The organism is Roseobacter sp. FCG-D35 (genome assembly GCF_033436665.1).
Lineage (GTDB): Bacteria > Pseudomonadota > Alphaproteobacteria > Rhodobacterales > Rhodobacteraceae > JAWQFO01.
Genome location: NZ_JAWQFO010000003.1, coordinates 276430 through 295470, shown reverse-complemented (window position 1 = coordinate 295470; position 19041 = coordinate 276430). Strand labels below are relative to the sequence as shown.

At 66.3% G+C, this 19041-nt stretch carries 18 protein-coding genes, 1 tRNA gene and 1 pseudogene; 8 read left to right on the top strand and 12 right to left on the bottom strand.

Translation table 11 applies throughout. From position 1 onward, the window contains the following. Positions 1-38: 38 nt before the first annotated feature. On the bottom strand, positions 39-632 hold the full coding sequence (pncA, locus tag R5H30_RS09750; RefSeq protein WP_318328083.1) for a bifunctional nicotinamidase/pyrazinamidase: 594 nt from the start codon (positions 630-632) through the stop codon (positions 39-41). A 114-nt stretch (positions 633-746) separates the two neighbouring features. On the opposite strand from pncA, the gene trhO reads away from it, so the two are divergent. The 3 genes and pseudogenes from trhO to R5H30_RS09735 all read left to right on the top strand — a co-directional run. Then, positions 747-1649 carry an oxygen-dependent tRNA uridine(34) hydroxylase TrhO gene (gene trhO / locus R5H30_RS09745; RefSeq protein WP_318328082.1) on the top strand — a complete coding sequence of 301 codons (903 nt, stop codon included), beginning with the start codon at positions 747-749 and terminating at the stop codon, positions 1647-1649. 68 nt (positions 1650-1717) lie between these two features. Beyond that, positions 1718-2557: a flagellar motor protein MotB gene (locus R5H30_RS09740; protein WP_318328081.1), complete on the top strand. Its 840-nt coding sequence runs from the start codon at positions 1718-1720 to the stop codon at positions 2555-2557. A gap of 99 nt (positions 2558-2656) precedes the next feature. Then, positions 2657-3922, top strand: a pseudogene (locus R5H30_RS09735) (flagellar hook protein FlgE); the annotation flags it as partial. Positions 3923-4260: 338 nt separating this feature from the next. Here the strand turns inward: R5H30_RS09735 and flgN are convergent. Both flgN and R5H30_RS09725 read right to left on the bottom strand, forming a co-directional pair. Beyond that, positions 4261-4617 (bottom strand): flagellar export chaperone FlgN, encoded by a 357-nt coding sequence (gene flgN / locus R5H30_RS09730; protein WP_318328080.1) that lies wholly within the window; start codon positions 4615-4617, stop codon positions 4261-4263. Beyond that, on the bottom strand, positions 4607-4885 hold the full coding sequence (locus tag R5H30_RS09725; RefSeq protein WP_318328079.1) for a rod-binding protein: 279 nt from the start codon (positions 4883-4885) through the stop codon (positions 4607-4609). Before R5H30_RS09725 ends, flgN begins: the two co-directional genes overlap by 11 nt. Before the next feature lie 162 nt (positions 4886-5047). Between R5H30_RS09725 and R5H30_RS09720 the strand changes: the two genes are divergently transcribed. Both R5H30_RS09720 and R5H30_RS09715 read left to right on the top strand, forming a co-directional pair. Continuing rightward, complete coding sequence (locus R5H30_RS09720) at positions 5048-6361, top strand: flagellar hook-length control protein FliK (RefSeq protein ID WP_318328078.1); 1314 nt, start codon at positions 5048-5050, stop codon at positions 6359-6361. Positions 6362-6371: 10 nt separating this feature from the next. After that, positions 6372-7046, top strand: a complete 675-nt coding sequence (locus R5H30_RS09715; RefSeq protein ID WP_318328077.1) for a flagellar hook capping FlgD N-terminal domain-containing protein — start codon at positions 6372-6374, stop codon at positions 7044-7046. A gap of 738 nt (positions 7047-7784) precedes the next feature. Here R5H30_RS09715 and wrbA read toward each other — a convergent pair. From wrbA to R5H30_RS09680, 7 genes are all read right to left on the bottom strand, one after another. Next, positions 7785-8375, bottom strand: coding sequence for an NAD(P)H:quinone oxidoreductase (wrbA, locus tag R5H30_RS09710; RefSeq protein ID WP_318328076.1), 591 nt, complete (start codon positions 8373-8375; stop codon positions 7785-7787). Positions 8376-8476: 101 nt separating this feature from the next. Further along, positions 8477-9019 carry a DUF3833 domain-containing protein gene (locus R5H30_RS09705; RefSeq protein WP_318328075.1) on the bottom strand — a complete coding sequence of 181 codons (543 nt, stop codon included), beginning with the start codon at positions 9017-9019 and terminating at the stop codon, positions 8477-8479. 123 nt (positions 9020-9142) lie between these two features. Then, entirely contained in the window at positions 9143-10069 is a 927-nt protein-coding gene (locus R5H30_RS09700; protein ID WP_318328074.1) for an SMP-30/gluconolactonase/LRE family protein, read from the bottom strand. Next, entirely contained in the window at positions 10066-11001 is a 936-nt protein-coding gene (locus R5H30_RS09695; RefSeq protein ID WP_318328073.1) for an ABC transporter permease, read from the bottom strand. The genes R5H30_RS09700 and R5H30_RS09695 overlap by 4 nt, the downstream gene beginning before the upstream one ends. Further along, positions 10998-11927, bottom strand: coding sequence for an ABC transporter permease (locus R5H30_RS09690; RefSeq protein ID WP_318328072.1), 930 nt, complete (start codon positions 11925-11927; stop codon positions 10998-11000). The genes R5H30_RS09695 and R5H30_RS09690 overlap by 4 nt, the downstream gene beginning before the upstream one ends. Then, positions 11924-13348: a sugar ABC transporter ATP-binding protein gene (locus R5H30_RS09685; protein ID WP_318328071.1), complete on the bottom strand. Its 1425-nt coding sequence runs from the start codon at positions 13346-13348 to the stop codon at positions 11924-11926. The genes R5H30_RS09690 and R5H30_RS09685 overlap by 4 nt, the downstream gene beginning before the upstream one ends. Positions 13349-13406: 58 nt before the next feature. Beyond that, positions 13407-14432, bottom strand: coding sequence for an ABC transporter substrate-binding protein (locus R5H30_RS09680; RefSeq protein ID WP_318328070.1), 1026 nt, complete (start codon positions 14430-14432; stop codon positions 13407-13409). A 213-nt stretch (positions 14433-14645) separates the two neighbouring features. Between R5H30_RS09680 and R5H30_RS09675 the strand changes: the two genes are divergently transcribed. The 3 genes from R5H30_RS09675 to R5H30_RS09665 all read left to right on the top strand — a co-directional run bounded on the left by R5H30_RS09675 (position 14646) and on the right by R5H30_RS09665 (position 16971). Further along, the gene (locus R5H30_RS09675; RefSeq protein WP_318328069.1) at positions 14646-15824 is read left to right on the top strand and encodes a GAF domain-containing sensor histidine kinase; all 1179 of its coding nucleotides are present in this window, start codon (positions 14646-14648) and stop codon (positions 15822-15824) included. Then, positions 15821-16534, top strand: coding sequence for a response regulator transcription factor (locus tag R5H30_RS09670; protein ID WP_318328068.1), 714 nt, complete (start codon positions 15821-15823; stop codon positions 16532-16534). Before R5H30_RS09675 ends, R5H30_RS09670 begins: the two co-directional genes overlap by 4 nt. Positions 16535-16605: 71 nt before the next feature. Beyond that, positions 16606-16971: a SpoIIAA family protein gene (locus R5H30_RS09665; RefSeq protein ID WP_318328067.1), complete on the top strand. Its 366-nt coding sequence runs from the start codon at positions 16606-16608 to the stop codon at positions 16969-16971. A gap of 22 nt (positions 16972-16993) precedes the next feature. Here the strand turns inward: R5H30_RS09665 and R5H30_RS09660 are convergent, their stop codons facing one another. Further along, a complete protein-coding gene (locus R5H30_RS09660; protein ID WP_318328066.1) occupies positions 16994-18514 on the bottom strand; it encodes a hypothetical protein in 1521 nt (506 codons plus the stop codon). A gap of 371 nt (positions 18515-18885) precedes the next feature. Next, a tRNA-Lys gene (locus R5H30_RS09655) sits at positions 18886-18961 on the bottom strand. Positions 18962-19041: the final 80 nt, after the last annotated feature.

Here is a 19041-nt window from a genome sequence, read left to right as displayed (position 1 = left end):
AGCGGAGACAAGCGCCAAGCCGCTCGTCGGGTTGCGCGTTACGTCAGACGAACACCCGCCGCCGTCATGCCTTCGAGCGCGGCGTCGAGCGATCCGTCCAGATCGATGGCCCGGCACAGATCGCGCCGCACCTCGACATCGAAGCCCTGGCGCGCGGCGTCGACGGCCGAGAAGTTCACGCAGAAATCGAGCGCGAGACCGCACATCACCAGCCGCTCGACCCTCCGCGTGCGCAGGTACCCTTCGAGCCCCGTGGGGGTTTCGTGGTCGTTCTCGAACAGCGCCGAGTAGCTGTCGATTGCCGGATTGTAGCCCTTGCGCACGATCATGTCGGCCCGGTCCGACGCGAGATCGGGATGGAACTGCGCCCCGACGCTGCCCTGGATGCAGTGATCCGGCCAGAGCACCTGCGGCCCGTAGGCCATCTCCACGACGCCGAAAGGCTCCTTCCCGTCGTGCGACGACGCGAACGACGAATGCCCCGCCGGGTGCCAGTCCTGGGTCAGGATCACGGCGTCGAACTCGGCCATCAGCGCGTTGATGCCGTCGACGACCGCGTCGCCCTCGGGCACCGCCAACGCCCCGCCGGGGCAGAAATCGTTTTGCACGTCGATCACGATCAGGGCCTGCATGGTGTCTCCTTGAACAGCGAGGGCCAGTCTACCGGCGGCCCGGCGCCATTGTAAGGCCGGTTTTGGCCGCGCGCCTCTTGCGGAACCAGCGTCATCGGACCTATCTGACGCGCCATGTACACCATCGCCGCCCTCTATCATTTCACGCGTTTCGACGATCCGGCAGCACTCAAGCCGGCGCTTGCAGAGCTTTGCGCGCGGGAAGGCGTGACCGGTACGCTGCTGCTCGCGCCGGAAGGCGTGAACGGGACCATCGCTGGGCCCGGTGACGGGATCGACGCTGTGATTGCGCATTTGCGCGCCCTGCCAGGCTGCGCCGATCTCGACTGGAAGGCATCGCAAAGCGATCGCGCGCCGTTCCGGCGCATGAAGGTGCGGATCAAGCGCGAGATCGTGACGATGGGCCAACCGGACGTGGATCCCCGCGCGCGGGTCGGCAACTACGTGGCACCCGGCGACTGGAACGCGCTGATCAGCCGGCCCGACGTCGCCGTGATCGACACGCGCAACGACTACGAGGTCGCCATCGGCACATTCGAAGGTGCGGTCGATCCCGAAACCGCGAGCTTCCGCGAGTTTCCGGCCTGGTGGGAGGCCAATCGGCATCGGTTCCACAACAAGAAGATCGCGATGTTCTGCACTGGTGGCATCCGCTGCGAGAAATCGACGAACTACCTGCTGGGCCAGGGTGTCGAGGACGTCTACCACCTCCAGGGCGGCATCCTGAAATATCTTGAAGAGGTGCCGCCGGACGAGAGCACCTGGCAGGGCGAATGCTTCGTCTTCGACAACCGCGTCAGCGTCGTGCACGGGCTGGAACAGGGCCGGCATCTGCTCTGCCACGGCTGCCGGCGTCCGATCCTTCCGGAGGATCGCGCGCAGCCCGGCTACGAGGCCGGGGTCAGCTGCCATCACTGTGTCGATGAGACCTCGGAAAGCGACAAGCAGCGCTTCCGCGAGCGCCAGCGGCAAATGGCGCTGGCCCGGGCGCGCGGCGCCGCCGATCCGTCGCCCTGAACGCCGTTAAGCCGCCCGTAACGGCTCGCCTGTATCTACGGGACGGGTAAAACGAGTGTGGTGAAGTTATGGGCGCGCGGGGCAACCTCGCACCGGTCATCATCAAGCGGAAGAAGGTCGTGGGTCGCCCCACGCATCACGGCGGGGCCTGGAAGGTGGCATACGCCGACTTCGTGACGGCCATGATGGCCTTCTTCCTGATGATGTGGCTGTTGAATGCGACGACCGAACAGCAGCGCAAGGGGCTTGCGGACTATTTCTCGCCGACGATCGCGGTCAACCGCGTCTCGGGCGGCGGCGAGGACGTGTTCTCGGGCCAGAGCATCCTGTCCGAGGATGTGCTGGCCAAGAACGGTGCCGGATCCTCTTCGAGGCATGCAACCGAGTCCGCGCAGGCGCGCGGCGACAGCGGCATGAACGCGACCGGAAGCGAGTTCGATCAGGCCGATGCCGAGCTGCGCGCGCTCGAAAAGGAACTGCTGGGTCGCGGCGGCGAATCTACGGTGATGAAGAACCTGATGAAACACATCACGACCCGGATCACCGACGAGGGTCTCGTGATCGAGCTCTTCGCGCTCGACGGGATACCGCTTTTTTTTGAGGACGGTGATGCGCCGATGCCGCTGCTCCGGCAACTGGTGGATCTGGTTGCGTCGGTGTCGAACCTCGTTCTGAACGAGATCGCCGTCGGCGGCCATGTCCGCGCGCGCGCCATCGTCCTCCGCGAAAACCCGGTCTGGGACCTGTCCGCGGCGCGCGCCACGCGGGTGCGCCAGATGCTCGAGGGCGATGGCGTGGACTCGGCCCGGATGGCCCGCGTCACCGGCCACGCGGACCGCGAACCGGTAGTCAGAAACACTATGGCGACCCGCAATGACCGGGTCGAAATCGTCCTGCTGCGCAAGTGATCCGCGCCGAATGCCCTGCATTTTATCTGTTAGCGCCGCCTTAAGCCGGGGCGCTTAGGGAAGTCTCCAAGGTTTTGCAGATCCAGGGGAGTGCGCCACATGACCATTTCTTCTTCGCTCAATGCCGGGGTGGCGGGCTTGCAGGCGAATGCGACGCGGCTCGCATCGATTTCGGACAATATCGCGAACTCCTCGACCTACGGCTACAAGCGGGTCGAGACGGATTTCGCTTCGATGGTCCTGTCCGGAAACGGCGGCTCCTATGCTGCCGGCGGCGTGCGCACCTCGACCACGCGGCTCATCGACGAACGCGGGACGCTTGTCGCGACATCCAACGCCACCGACCTCGCGGTGCGCGGCGCGGGCATGCTGCCGGTGGCCCAGATCGCCGACGTCTCGGTGAATGGCGACGATTCGCAGATGTTCCTCACGACGACAGGCTCGTTCCGTACCGATGCCAACGGGTACCTCAAATCCGACACCGGGCTGGTCCTGATGGGCTGGCCGGCCCTTCAGGATGGCAGCATCCCGAATTATCCGCGCGACACGTCCGATGCGCTGGTCCCGGTCAAGATCAACACCAGCGCGCTCGAGGCCAATCCGACCACCTCGATCAATCTCGGGGTCAATCTGCCGGCGACCGAAACCCAGGCCGGCGGAGCCGGCGCGGACGAAAACCTGTCCATCGAGTATTTCGACAACCTCGGCACGTCGCAAAGCATCAACATCACCTTCACGCCGACGGTGCCCGCCGCGGGCGCCTCGAACGAATGGACGATGCAGCTTTTCGACGCCAGCGACCCGGCGACGGCGATCGGCGAATATGTCATGACCTTCACCGACTCGCGCACCGCCGGCGGCCAGCTGGCCTCGGTGACCACGGTGACCGGCGGCGCTTACGACCCGGTCGCGGGAACCTTGATCGTCAACGTGCCTGCAGGCCCGATCGAGATCGACATCGGCGCCATCGGCGATACCGAAGGGATGACCCAGCTGTCCTACAATTTCGCGCCGGTCGCGGTCTCCAAGGACGGCTCGCCGGTCGGCAACCTGACCAACATCGATGTCGATCCCAACGGCTACGTCCGGGCCTATTTCGACACCGGGGAGATCCGGACGATCTACAAGGTTCCGCTGGTGCATGTCGCCAACCCCAACGGTTTGATCGCCGGCGACTCGCAGATCTACACGCCGACCCGGGACAGCGGCGAATTCTATCTCTGGGATGCCGGTGACGGACCGACCGGCGACATCGCCTCATTCGCCCGCGAGGAATCGGCTACCGACGTCGCCGGAGAGCTGACCTCCATGATCAAGACGCAGCGCGCCTATTCCTCCAATGCCAAGGTCATCCAGACGGTCGAGTTGTCCTTGGCGCCCGAAATGTCCTTGCCGGTGGCGATGGAATTCTGCGCCCTCTCCAGCTGCATGTTGGTGTTCTTGAGGGTCTGCAGGGCCACCATGGCGCCGTTGTTGGTAAGAATGCTCGACATAAGCATGTTCCTTCGATCAAACGCTTTTGCGTTGGTGAGACCCGTTCGGCTTTGCCGTCCGGGCAATAACTGTCTTTCTGACCAATGCAGTCGCCAACCTTGGGGACGATGCGCCACCCGACCTCGGATGCACGCGCACCATGTCGTTTCAATGCCTAACGGCGCACTAACACCTCCCTTTCGTCTGTTTCGGATTTTAGCAAATCCACCTCATGCGCGTCGCTCGACGGAAGAGTCGGGCCCCAGCTCGACCCTTTCGCGGGTACCGCGCTGGGTATAGGTGTCGAGCGTCGCGCGCACCTGTCGCAGTTCGGCCAGCCTTGCCGCCACCTTGCGAATACCGGCCGCTGCCTGTTCAAGCAGGGCCTGGTTGCGGCGAACCTTGCCGTCGAGTGTCGTCAGCGCGGCGCTCTCAAGCTCGAGCCGTGACAGCCGCTCTATCAGTTCGGTCTTGCTGTCGAGCAGCTGGGACACCGTTTCGAGATCGCCTTTCAGCAACGCGGCGCGTTCCTCTTCGAGCAATTCGTCGAGCGCGGCGATGATTTCGTGCGCGGAGTCACTTGTCATGGCGCGTCTCCTTCAGGGCCTCGTATAAGGTCTCCGCAAGGCCAATCCCGCCGGTCCGCACGATCGCCTTCGCCTGCTCGGCGACCAGCAGCGAGGCGAACTGATCCTCGCCCGCACCGCCGCCGAACGCGGTCCTGCTCTCGCCGAGGCCCGCGGCCTTCAGCATTTCGGCGAGAAAGCTGGCTTCGAGTTCCTGCGCGGCCGCGCGCAGGGCCGGTTCGTGCTTCGCCGCGGCTCCGGGCGCCGCCGGTGACGGGGGTGTGATCATCGATCTCTCCAATTGCAGTCAATATCCGGGACAATGACGTGTAGCGGTAAAGATGCGGTAACCCGCGGCGTGCATAAGGCGTCAGGCCGGGAAGACTCCCTCGAGAGGTGCGCGATGCAGTCCGTTTTGTCCCTGACACCCGTTTCCGGGCATTCCGCTTCGATGTCGAAGGGCGCCAACCCGGATCACCCGGCCGACGAGCGCGGGTTCGAGGCGGCGTATGCCGGCGATGAGGATGCGGGCGCGGCCACCACCGCGCCGCCGCAAGAAAAAGCAAAAGCCAAGGACGCCGGTTTGGATGTGACCGATAGCGCCGAAGCAGGTGACGACATCCTCGCCGCGCCCGAGGACAGCGAGGCTCTGTTGTCCATTTTCGAGGATACCGACGATGCAATCGGGACCGTCGCCGAAACGTGGCCCGAAGCCCCGGACGATCCGGTTCCCGGGCACCAGAGGACAGATCTGGGAAATGATGCTCGGATGGCAGAGGCAGACGTCGCAGTGCCGACGATCCTCAACCCGACGCAACGCGATACGGTGCCTGCGCGCGCGGACATCGATCGCGCGGCGGCCGCAACGACGGCACAGAGCCCCCAGGCTCCGGGCATGCTGCCGTCCGTCGCAGAGGTCCGCGCCACACCGGTCATCGCGGCAGGCGAAGCAGATGCGGCGCAAAAGACCGTGTACCCGGCTGCGCCCGTCGCGCACGCGGCGGTCAGACCAATCGCCATCCCCAACCAAGTGTCGGAACGTGTTGCACCGACATCGGTCCCGTCCGCGGCGATCCGACATCCGGATGGCGGTTTGCCGACGCTGGACGCCAAGCGACCGACGCACCGACCTGCAACGCCGGTCCTTTCCGCCACGACAAGGGCGCAGGTGCAAACGCGCGCCGTCCCGCAGCCTTCCGTATCAGGTCCGGCCTATCCTCTTGACCTGGCGCTGTCCGGAAGTGGGGAGACCGCCGGCGAAACGACGATGTCCCGGTCGCTAAACCTTGAAGCGGTGGCAGCGTGGGAAACCCGTGCCGCGGCGCCCGCCGCAACGTCTGCCACGAGCCCGCGGCCGGAACTGCCAGCGCAGGTGGGACGGCAGATGGCCGAGGCGCTGCAGAACCGTCCCGACAGGCCGGTCGAACTGTCGCTCAATCCAGAAGAGCTCGGCCGGGTCAGGCTCAGCATCTCGACAGCCGAAGGCGCGATCACCGTCAACGTCCTGGCCGAACGCCCCGAAACGCTCGACCTGATGCGCCGCCACATCGACGCGCTGGCGCGCGAATTCGCCGCCATCGGGTACGGCGACATCGCCTTCGGCTTTGCTCAGGGCGAGGCTGGTGCGGAAGCCTCTGCCGATGATGGCCACGACACGTCTGCGGCAGAGCGCGCAGAGCCCGGCAGGGTACGCGGGCGCGAGAGTGTAGACGCGCCGGTCACGTTGCTGCTTGGGAAAACGTCCGGCCTGGACATCAGGCTCTAGGAGACACGACATGGATATTAACCCCACGGCCTCCGGCACGGCAGCCACCGCGCCGCCTGTGTCTGAACCCAAGGAAAAGGCAGGCGTGCTGTCGTCCGATTTCGAGACGTTTCTCAAGATGCTCACAGCCCAGGCCCGGTTCCAGGATCCGTTGGAGCCGATAGAGTCGACGGAGTATGCCGCCCAGTTGGCCCAGTTCTCGATGGTCGAGCAGCAGGTGCTCTCCAACGACTTGCTCAAAGCGCTGAGCGTCGGACTTGGCACGGGTGGCATTGCGCAGGTTGCCGGATGGATCGGGATGGACGCGCGTAGCGCGGCGCCTGCGCGTTTCGAGGGCCAGCCGATCGAACTGACCACCGAGCCGATCGACGGGGCCGAGCAGGCCTTCCTGATCGTGCGCGGGGCGGACGGGCGGGAAGTGCAACGCTACCAGGTCTCCGAATCCGCTCGCTCGCTCACCTGGGAAGGGCTCGACCTCGGTGGCAGCCCGCTGCCTGCGGACACTTACGATTTCATCCTCGAATTCCGTACCGCCGGCGAGGTGATCGGCACGACCACGCCCGAAACCTTCACGCGCGTGACGGAGGTGCGGAACAGCGACGGCGCTGCCGTGCTGGTTCTCGACAGCGGCGCAGAGGTGACCGCATCGGATGTCAGCGCGCTGCGCGAACCGCGGGCGATCTGACGAAGACACTCCCGCAAAGAACCGGATGTCCCCCGCTGCATCGCTGGGCCGTCCGCCCATATTTGATGACAGCCACAATCGCCGCCGTTTGCACCGCGGGGCGGTGGGACATCATCGGGCTGGGCAGCGGCCTCTTGGAGGCCACCACCTTCCGGACCGCGTTCCTTTGTTTCCCCGCGACACTGAGGCCCAGGCGAACCAATTCTGTAATCGGCGGCGGGCGGACCAAATTTAGGAATGTCATCGCCGGGCGTCTGGCGGCTGAGCACAGGTGCCCGGTTCACTAGAGATGAGATGCCACGATGCATGTCCAGTGCGGCCCGTTCACATCGACGCCATCGCGGACCGGCATGCCTTTGAACAGCCTGATCGCGAAACTGAACGTGAGGTGAGGTGCAAGACAGACCACCGTTAACGAATGCGCCGGTACAAGCTCACGAACCTGAGGGGCGCCAACGGGCACTGTGTTTCGGCCTGCACAGTTATTTATCCGTATTGCACGGAAGTCGTGGAAGCGTCCGAACGTCGACGGTCATAAATCCGTTACGCCGTTAAAACGCAGCGCGCGGCGATCGTTCACTGAAAACAACCAATCGTCCGCTCCTGTGCCTGATCCTGTGAACGCGCTGCGGCGACGCGGGGCGCCGGTCCCATCGCGGGCGTCGTCACAGTGTTTCCGGCAAGCCGACGGCGGAGCACGCAACGCCCCGCCTTAGGTTCTTTCGGCCGCAAGATCCCTCAGGCGGAAAGCTTGCCGGCGACGTCAAGCAGCCGTCGCGTCTGGTGCTCGACCACCGATCTGAGCGTGTCGTCGACATCGTTCGCCATTGCCGACGCGCCGTAGGGGTTGCCATGCTCGAACATGATCTCGCCCGTGTAGCCCGGAGGCACAAGGATCGCGCCCCAGTGCATGAAGGTCGTGTAGAAGCCGATCAGCGTGGTTTCCTGGCCGCCGTGGCGGGTTCCGGTCGAGGTCATGGCGCTGACGGCCTTGCCGGCCAGCGCACCCTTGTTCCAGAGCGGGCCGAGCGTGTCGATGAAGGCCTGCATCTGGCTCGGAACGGCGGCGAACCGGGTCGGCGCCGAGAAGAGAAGCGCGTCGGCCCACTCCAGGTCCTCGGGTGCGGCGATGTCGATCTCCTGCATGCGTTCCAGCGTACTTTTCCATGCATCGCGGCTGTTGACCGCTTCATCCGGGGCGGTTTCGGCGCAACGCCGCAGCCGCACCTCGGCACCGGCCTCCTCGGCGGCGGATTGCGCGGCGCGCGCCATCTCGAGGTTGGTTCCGGTGGAGGAGTAGAAGACGATGGTCAGTTTGACGGTGCTCATGATTAATCTCCTTTAAAACGGCAGGATCTTTAACATCGGACCTCCTTGATCGCACGGCGCAGGCCACGTCTACGTGGCCGGCGACCGTACCGTGGGCGCGTTCAGCGCTTTTCGAAGAAAATGGTGACATCGCCCACGTAGACGCCGTAGCGCGTCATGTAGGCGCGATTGAGAAGCCGGCCGTCCTCGAGCAGCCACATCCAGTCGTCGAACGACACGCGGGTGGTCTCGCCTGGCCCATCCGCGGTGGGAACCGGGAGGTCGATCGTGTAGCGCCAGTTGAAACGATTGTCCTGCACGCGCCCCGTCGCCACGCCGATCACGCCCGGGGCGGTGCCTTGCCAGGTGTCCGGACCGGTCTTCACCAGCGTCCAGACTCGCCGCTCCCGCGCGCCGTCCTCGTAGACGAAGTTCTCGTCCAGGATCAGCCGCAGTCCGTCCCAGCGCCCTGTGATGTCGACCGTGAAGCTGCGGCGCACAGTGCCGAACACGTCCTGAAACTGTCCGTAGGCGGTGAGATCGCCGTCGAAGTATTCCTCGAGCGCCAGGCTTTGGTCACCGATCGACGGATCGTCGAGCGACGGGCGCCCCGCACAGCCCGCAAGAACGACAAGACAGCATAGCAACATCGCGACGGCGCGCATCGACAGGAACTCCGGTTTCGTTTCGGCCTGCGGCAGCAGATAGGACGCAAGGCAGTCGCGTCACCTGATTGCACCGTCAGACGTGGCGGAAACGTCTTGCGTTCCGCCGCGCATTCGGAGGTCTCAGCCGCTTCCGCGGGTCCAGGGCTCGGCTCCCTGCACATCGACGAAGACACGGTAGACCGAGGTGGTCGCCGTGATGAACAGCCGATGCCCGTCCCGCCCGCCAAAACAGATGTTCGAAACCGTCTGCGGCACGAGGATCTTGCCAAGCAAGGTCCCGTCGGACGCAAAACAATGCACCCCGTCCGCCGCAGAAGACCACAGGTTCCCGGTGACGTCGCAGCGGATGCCGTCGGGAAGGCCCGTGTCGATGGTCGCGAAGACCCCTTCGTCGCGCAGGGCACTGCCATCGACGGCGAACTGGCGGATGACGGATGGCACGTCGTCATCATGACTCGACCCGCTTTCGGCGATGTAGAGACGGGTTTCGTCCGGCGAAAAGCACAATCCGTTTGGTTGCGCGAAATCGGTGACGACCGCGGCGAGATCACCCTCCGGCGACAGGCGGTAGACGTTGCGGGTCGCCTGTTCGGGCTCGGTCCGGAAGCCTTCGAAATTCGAGATAATGCCGTAGGTGGGATCGGTGAACCAGATCGCGCCATCGGCGCTGACCACAACGTCATTGGGTGAGTTGAGGCGCTTGCCCTCGAAGCGGTCGGCCAGCACGGTCAACCGTCCGTCGATCTCGGTTCGCACGACGTCGCGCGTGCCGTGCCGGCAGCCGACAAGGCGGCCCTGCCGGTCACGCGTGTTGCCGTTGTTGAACTGCGAGTCGGACCGGAAGACCGACAGGCCCTCGGTCTCCGACCAGCGCAGTATCCGGCGGCTCGGAATGTCGGAGAAGAGCAGGCAGTCGTGTTCTCCGAACCAGACCGGTCCCTCCGTCCAGGTGAAGCCTTCCGCAATGGCTTCGAGCGCGGACATCGGGTGCACGAGATTCGCAAAGCGCGGATCGCGGACCTCCAGATGCGGCGGCATGGTGATCATGTGCGGACCCTCCCTGTGCTGGCTGCGATGACGATGGCGATGATGATGGCCCCGGTCAGCACGTTGCGCGCGCCGGCGGCGGCCCCGTAGCTGTTGAGCATCGAGACAACAAGGAACATGAAGAGCGCGGCCCCCCAGACCCCCGGCACGTTGGAATTGCCGCCGGCGATGGAACTGCCTCCGATCACGACCACGGCGATCGACATCAGCAGGTACTCGCTTCCCATGTTCAGCGCCGCGCCACCCGAGAAACTGGCAAGCAGGAAGCCCGCCAGTCCGGCGCAGACCGCAACCGAGAGATAGGTCACCGCGCGCACCATCTCGACCGGAACGCCTGCCAGCCGGGCCGCGCGCATGTTCTGACCGCTGGCCAGCAGCCAGCGTCCCCAAACCGAGCGTTCGAGGACGAGCCAGATCAGAACGGCCAGACCGAGTCCGACCCATGCGACGTTCGGCACGCCGAGCAGACGGCCGGTGGCGAAGTCGGCCAGTTCGGGCGGCGGCTTGATGCGCAAGCCGCGGTTCGACCAGATCGCAAGCGACTGGTAGATCAGCGAGGCGGCGAGCGTGGCGATGATCGGCGGCAGGCGCAAAAGGTAGATCAGCGCGAAATTCGCAAGCCCGGCGCCGAGCCCGACAGCCAGCGCGACCGCGAGGCCAAGCAAGGCGGTCCCGGGCTCCGATCCCATCACCTTGAGCGCCAGCGTAGCCGACAGGGTCATCGTTGCCGGGATCGACAGGTCGACATTGCCGGGCCCGAGCGTGATCACCAGCATCTGCCCGAGCCCCACGATGGCCGCGAAGGCACCGAAACTAAGCGCCGCATAGGCCAGCTCGCCCGCGCCGCGCCCCGAAGTCAGGCCAAGTGTCAGGGCAAAGGCCAGCGCCGCGGCGCCCCAAGACCAAATCCAAGGCCGCGCGAAAGGGTTCATGCCTCTGCCCTCCGGCGGCTGAAGATCAGGCGCGCGGTCAGCACGAGGATGAGAATCGCGCCCTGTGCGCCGATCTGCCAGTCCGGCGACAGGCGCAGGAAGCTCAGGAAGGACGCGGCAAGGGTCAGGGTGAGCGCGCCGATAACCGCGCCGGCCGGACTAACCTTGCCGCCGATGAACTCGCCGCCTCCAAGGATCACGCCGGCGATCGACAAGAGCGTGTACCGCAGCGCGATATTGGCGTCCGCCGACGTCGTGAGGCCGACCAGCGCCATGCCGGCCAGCACGCCGAAGAGCCCTGCCAGGGCGTAGGCCAACGCCTTCAGGCGCAGGACCGACCAGCCTGCCCGCGCCACCGAGCGGGCGTTGCCGCCGACACCGCGCAGTACCGTGCCGATACCCGACCGCATGATCAGAAGGTGCGTCGCGCCGGCAATGACCACGCTGGCGACCACCGCCATTGGCGCGAAGGGCGGCTTGACCGTCATCAGCGTGCGCAGCCAGTCCGGGCTCGCGCCGCCGGGGCTCGGCAGGATGAAGAGCGCAAGCCCGCCCCAGACGAAGGACATGCCCAGCGTGACCACGATGGCCGGCAGTTCGAGCGCGTGGATCACCGCGCCCAGCGCCGCGTAGGCGAGGATCAGCGCGATCAGCATCGCCAGACCGAGCGCAGGCGTATCGTTGAGATATGTCGCCGTGATGCACGCCACGAGGCTGACGAAGGCGCCAAGCGACAGGTCGATGTCGTTGACCATCATGACCATCATCTGCGCGATGGTGGCGAGCGCGATGGGAACGGCGAGGTTGAACAGCAGGTTCAGACCGAAATAGCTCATCGCGCGCGGCTGCATCCAGAACGTCGCCGCCAGAAGCACGGCAAGCGACACGACAGGCAGCAGGATGCGGTAGCGCGACAGGCCGCTCACGACGCCTCCTGCATCTCGAAGGACGCCTGCAGGATGTTCTCCTCGTTGATCCCGGCCCCGGTGAGTTCGGCGCTGATCTCGCCGTTGCGGAACACGAAGACCCGGTCGCACTGGCAGACCTCTTCGGTCTCGGTCGAGTACCACAGGAAGGTCCGGCCCTGCGCCGCCTCGGCCCGGATCATCGCGTAGACGTCCCGTTTGGTGCCCACGTCGACGCCGCGCATCGGATCGTCCATGACCACGACGGGGGCCGAACTCGCCAGCGCGCGGGCAAAGAGGACCTTTTGCTGGTTGCCCCCCGAGAGCGACAGCACCGGGTTGCGCACGTCGTCGGTTCGAATGCCGATCCGGGCCTTCCAGTCCGCCGCGACCCGCGCCTCGGCGTCGCGATCGACGAGCCCCCAGCGCGCGCCCTGCCGCAGCACCGAGACCGAGACGTTGCGCAGGATCGACCAGAGCGGAAGGATGCCGTCGCGCCCGCGATCGCCAGCCACGAAGACGACATCGGGCGACCGGCCCGCGCGCCATGACGAGGACCGCGACAGGTAAAGCCGGGCGAGCGCCGCCGCCTGTCCGTGGCCGGCAAGACCCGACAGGCCCACGACTTCGCCGCGGCGCGCGGCCAAGCCCTGATCGGTGCGCACCACCTCGGGGCCGCGGTCACTGGCAGCGCGGGCGGTCTCGCCCGTCTCGGCCGCAACATGGCCCATCGCGTCGACGAGACCCTGCCGCGTGAAGTCCCGTGCCGGGCGCTCGGCTACGACCTTGCCGTCCTTCAGCACCACGATCCGGCTGGCCACGTCGAAGACCTCGCCCAGCATGTGCGAGATGAAGATCACGGCGCCGCCTTCGGCACAGAACGTGCGGACATGGGCGAGCAGTTGCCGCGCGATGCCGGCATCGAGCGCCGAGGTCGGCTCGTCGAGGATGACCAGCCGCGCGTCGCTGCCGCGCGGTGCGAAGCCGATGGCGATCTCGACCATCTGGCGCTCGGCGATGGAGAGTGTATCGACCTCGGCGTCCGGGTCGATCCCGTGCCCCGGGAACAGCGTGTCGAGGCTCTCGACGATTTCCGCACGCGCCTGCCGGCGCCAGGCCAGGCCCGAAAGCTTATCGTGCGAGATGCGCAGGTTCTCTGCGACGGTGAGGTTCGGACACAGCGACAGTTCCTGGAACACCGACCGCACACCCGCCTCGCGCGCGCTTTGGCCGCGATCAAAACGGATGTCTCCGCCGCTCGGCGCGAGGCCGCCGTTGACGAGGTTGACCAGCGTCGACTTGCCCGCGCCGTTGTGGCCCACGAGGCCGATGCAGTCGCCCGGCGCGACCGACAGGCTGACCCCGTCGAGCGCGCGCACCGGACCGAAGTGCCGGCTTGCGCGTTCAAGCGTCACGATCGGGGCGGCTGCCCGTTCCGTCATCGACGTGTTCCTGCCACAGATGCGCGGCCCGCCAATGCAGCGGGCCGCGCCCACCTTGTCACTTCGCCTCTGAGATGACCTGCTGGGCATCCTCGAGCGAGTAGATCACGTTGGCGACCGATCCTTCGGGCGTGCTGGCGAGTGCCTCGTCGAGCGTGTCCTGAGTGATCTTGAGGAACGGAACGGTCAGGTCCTTCGGGACCTCCTCGCCGGCCAGCACCTGCTGGGCGACCCAGAAGGCCAGCGTCGCCACGCCGGGCGCGATCGACAGCGACAGCGTCTCGTAGCCGTTGGCGTCGCGTTGCTCGGCCCACCACTTCATCTCGTCCTGCCGGTTGCCGAGCACGATCAGCGGCGTCGGGCGGCCGGCCGCCTTGAAGGCCTGCGCCGCGCCGTAACCGTCGCCGCCCTGGGTCACCACGCCGACGACGTCCGGCAGCGAGGGCAGCACGCCTGCGACCGCCTTCTGCGCCACGTCCTGCGCCCAGTCGCCGTGGACCGAACCCACGATCTCGAACTTGTCGTTCTCGGCCACGCCCTCGTGGATGCCCGCGCTGATCTCGTCATCGACGAAGACCCCGGCGAGGCCGCGGATCTCGAGCAGGTTGCCGCCTTCGGGCAGGCGCGAGGCGAGATACTCGACCTCTTCCTTGCCCATGGCCTTGAAGTCGACGGCAATGCGCCAGGCGCAGGGTTCGGTCACGATACCGTCGAAGCTGACGACGGTCAGCCCGGCGTCACAGGCCTCCTTGACCGCACCGTTGAGCGCCGTCGGCGACGCGGCGTTGAGCACGATGGCGTCGTATCCCTGCAGGATCATGTTCTGAATCTGTGCGGCCTGTTCCGTCGCCTGGTTCTCGGACGTCGTGTAGGCGTCCGCCGCCGCCACGACACCGTCCGCAACGGCTTGGCCGGCGGTCTCTTCCCAGCTTTGCAGCATGGCCTGCCGCCACGAGTTGCCGGCATAATTGTTCGACAGCGCAATGCGCTTGTCCTCGGTACTGGACAGATCGGACTGTGCCTGGGCCGCCCCGGCAGCCAAGACGAGACTTGCCGCGCCGAGCAGCATTTTCGAAATCTTCATGTTATCCTCCCTGACGCGCACCCGCGATGCGCCTGATGCCGGCCCGAAGGGACGCGGACGCGGCGATGATGGGACCCCGCCGCGCGCGCTGTAAAGGCACGTCCGCGCAGAGATGTTGCGGGTTCCCGCAACCGACCTGCGCTTCAAGGTGTTTCCAACCGGTTCCGGCCTTGGCAGAATTGCGGGGACGCGCATCGCGCGACGGAGGAGACCATGCCACAGGCGTTGCCGACCCCGCAGAGCGGGGATGTCTTCCTGCGCATCTCGGCCCATCTGGCCGAACGCACGGATATCGCCTCGGCGCTAGCGGCGGTGGCCGACGAGATCGCCGAGGTGATCCCCTTCACCCACGCGGACCTCTGCCTGATCGACCGCCCCGGCTGGCTTGCCAGCTACGAGGTCGGAATCCGCACCCGCTGGTCGCGGGCGCGCACCCGGCTCGACGCCGCCCCGATCCGCGACCTGCTGACCGGCAAGTGCGAGTTCATGCTGTGCCACGACGCGATGACCGATCCGCGCCAGACCTTCCCGGGCGCCTGTTCGGAACCGATCTTCAATCACAAGCTGCGTTCGCGCGTCCATGTCCTGATGAAGGTGATGGGCCAGCCCATCGGCACGCTGAACATCTCTCACGCGACTCCGGGGCTCTACACGCCCGAAACCGTCACGCGCGCCCAGCATATCGCCGACGTGCTGTCGCCCTATTTTCACGCCCTGCACACCGCCGAACTGGCCCAGCGCGCAACCCGGGTGGGCCACGAAGCCCGCGCGCGCGAAGAAGGGCTGCGGCAGGGCGCGCTGGAACTGACACAGGCGCTCGAACAGCAGCAGCAGCGCATCGGCATGGACCTGCACGACCAGACGCTCGCCGACCTCACGCGGCTGCTGCGAGACGTGACCTCGGAGGCTGCGGTTCCTCCGAACGATCTGGCGCAGCGGATCACCGAGACGATCGGCGACCTGCGGCGCATCATCGACACCGCGGTGCCGACGCTGCTGGAACTGTTCGGTTTCGCCCATGCCGTCCGGGTTCATCTCGAACGCGCCGTCGGATCGGCGCCGATCCGGATCGAGGTCACCGACGACAGCGACGGCGCGCCAGAACGGCTCGATCCCACGGTGCGCACAGCGCTGTTTCGAATCACACAGGAGGCGATCAACAACGCCGCGCGACACTCCGGCGCACGCCGGATCGAGGTGCGCATCGACCCCGCGCCGCCGGGCGGCCTTGTGTTGACCGTGCGCGATGACGGCTGCGGCATTCCGGCTGAGCCGCCGCGCCAGTCGGGCCTGACCAACATCCGCACCCGGGCACGGCTGATCTCGGCGCGTCTCGATATCGCAAGCGCCGGCGGCACCACGGTCCGGGTCGCGCTGGAGGGACAGCCATGAGGGTGCTCATGGTCGAGGACGACCAGTTCCACGCGTCCTACCTACAGGACGTCCTCGCCGAGGCGCTGCCCGAGGTGACCGAGATCTTCCATGCCACCGACGGCGCGGAAGGCACGGCGGAGGCGCGGCAGGGCGCGATCGAGCGCGTGGTGATGGATCTGCAGATGGAGCGGCGCAACGGCATCGAGGCGGCCCGTGCGATCTGGGCCGAACGGCCCGGAACCCGCATCCTGTTCTGGTCGAATTACGCCGACGACGCCTACGTGCGTGGCATCGCCCGGATCGTTCCCGAGGACAGCGCCTACGGCTACGTCCTCAAGACCGCCTCGCGCGACCGGCTGAAACTCGCCCTGCGCGCCGTGCTGGTCGAGGGTCAGATCATGGTCGACCGCGAGATCCACAGGCTCCAGAAACGCGCGGCCTCGCCCGGTGCCCGGCTCGACGACAGCGAGTTCGCGGTGCTGCTGGACCTGGCGCTCGGGTTGCAGGACCGGCTGATCGCCGAACGGCGCGGCATGTCGCTGCGCACGGTCCAGAACCGGCTTTTGTCGCTCTATGAAAAACTCGATGTGGACGCAGGCGACGGAGCGGTTTCGCTCAACAAGCGCGTGCGGGCGCTGAACCGCGCCCTGGTCACCCGGACGATCAACATCGAGTCGCTCGAAACCGCCCAGCGCGAGTTCGAAACCTGGCTGGGCCGCCGGTCGTGACGCCAGGATGATGCAATTCCCTGGGCGGCTCGCGGAGTCGTATCCGGGAAACCGGCAAGGAGGACGAACAGATGCTGAAGGTGACCAAGGTGGCGCCCAACCGAGTCGACCTCGTTTTGCAGGGGCGTCTCGAAGGCGAAGACATGCGCAAGGGGCTCGACGACCTTGTCGAGATGTCCGAAGGCCTGCGGGACGGGCGGATGCTCTACACGGTGACCGACTTCGAGATGCCGTCCGCGGCCGCGCTCGGCGTCGAGTTCGGGCGCTTGCCGAAGCTCTTTTCGATGATCTCGCGCTTCGACCGTTGTGCCGTCCTCTGCGATCAGTCCTGGATCAGATCCGTCGCCGAGATTGAGGGCGCGCTGATCCCGGGCTTGCGCATCAAGGCCTTCCCGCTCGTACAGAAAGAAGCCGCCGAAAGCTGGCTCGCCGAATAGCGCCATCGCCTGCGTGCTTTTTTTACGGGGCGGGAAGCGCACCGCGCGCCTGCAACAGCTTCAGCAGCGCGATGATCGCCGTCGTATCGAGGTCGATCGAGCCGTCGAGACCCAGACCCAGCCCGCCTTCGCCGATCTCGCGCGGGGCACCGTTGGCGAAATCGGGGTCGAGCAGATCCAGCCACTCCGGGGGATCCGGGCACAAGGGATGATCCTTGAGCAAGAGGTCCACGGCATCGATGAACAGGCTGCGCGCCGCCTGCGTGCGCTCGCCCTGCCGTCCGCCCGACAGCACCCGCATCGGCGGATCGCGGGCGATGTCGACGAGGTGGAAGACCGCGCAATCCTCCTCGATGCTGGCGGAGACCTCGGCGCGCACATCGACGGTCTCGTTCCGCTCGAGCGCGCCGCGCTGCCAGGACGTGTCGCCTGACCGCTCGCAGGCAAAGCTGCGCGCATCGAGCCGCGCCAGCGCAACCAGGTTCGCGCCCGCCGCCGTTGTCTCGAGCGCCGTCAGCTCGACCCGCGATGCGCAGTCATCGACCAGCAACGCGCCCTCGGCACGCTCCGGCAGGGCCTGCTGCAGCTCGCGCAGATCGAGCAGAGCGTCGACGCCGATCCGCGTCGCGGACTCCGCCCTGAGACCCAGATCGACCCGGTAGCCGACGGGCGGATCCACGCCCGGAAGCGTGTCCTCGATCCGGATGGCGGCGCTGCCCTGCGGCGCGTTCGGATCACCCGCCAGCAGGCCGCGGGCCTGTCCCAGCCGCAAAAGGTCGATCAGCCGCGCCGCGTCCGTGGTGATACGTCCCGACAGCGTCGCCCCGAGGCCGCCCGCGCCGATTTCCATCGGCGCTCCGTTCTCGAACTTTGGGGAAAGCACGGCCAGACCGGGCGGAATCTCGGGACAGATCGGCGCGGCCTGCAGTGCCTTGTTCACTTGAGCGAAACCGGCTTTCCGGACACGCTCGGTGATGCCGAACACTGTGCCGAGCCTGCCCAGCACCCCCTGTGGATCCAGCGCGAGGTCACGCAGATGGAAATCGAGGCAATCACCGTCGAGTGCTGCACCGAAGGACGCTTCGAAGGCGATGTCTTCGCTCCAGATCCGGAACCCACGGTCCCGATCGGCCGTGCCGCCGCGGCACCTGTAAAGCTCGGCTTGCACGCTGCCGCGCGTGCGGACCGCGTCGTTCACGGCCTCGACCGTGGCGAGCGTGACATCAAGGCCCAGCCCGCAGGAAGGATCGTGACGCCCGGAGACGAGTTGCGGCAGCTGCCGTTGCAACTCGCGCAGGTCGAGCGCGGTTTTCACGGCGATCTGCGTCCGGTTCTCCGGGGTCAGACCGATTTTCAGAACGAACGGTATGTCCGCAGTCTCTGTCGGAAGGGTTTCGGCGATGCCGAAGACAAGCTCGCCGGCGTAGCTTGCAGGGTCGAGCGGCGCATCGGTGATGACCTGCTCGGTCACCGGCTCCCTGCGCTCGTCGCACCCGGAAAGCGCGAAAAGCAGAAGGCCACCCAGCGCCAGACCCGATGCCAATCCCCTGCCCCGCCTCGGGATCCCCATCACGCCTGAACCTCCGCCTTCTTCCGGCAACCATAGAACCGCGCAGCCGCTGCGCCAACACCGGTGTGGAAGGCGGGCGAATGCCAGGACGAAGAGTCCGAGGGGAGCGAAACGAGCCGGCGCTCTTGGACGCAGGCACCGAGCCCATGGCGTCGGGCCCAGCGCGGCGGTGCACGCCGGTCGCATAGCAGCGTTGACCGACACCGTTTGCAGAAACTTTCGGATCGCAGAACAAGCGGCAGCCGACGCCAAGCCGTTGCTCAAGGCGCCAAGTGTTCGCCGTAAGCGTCCCGACCAGGACCCGACGCCCCAAAGGGACGCGCGCGAATGAAAAGATGTAAATGTGGTGAGCCCGTCGGGGTTCGAACCCGAGACCTACTGATTAAAAGTCAGTTGCTCTACCAGCTGAGCTACAGGCCCACTCGGCGGCCTACTTAGAAAGGGGCAGGGACCGGGTCAAGCCCAATTCCGCACTTTCTGAAGCAGGCTCTGGATAACGC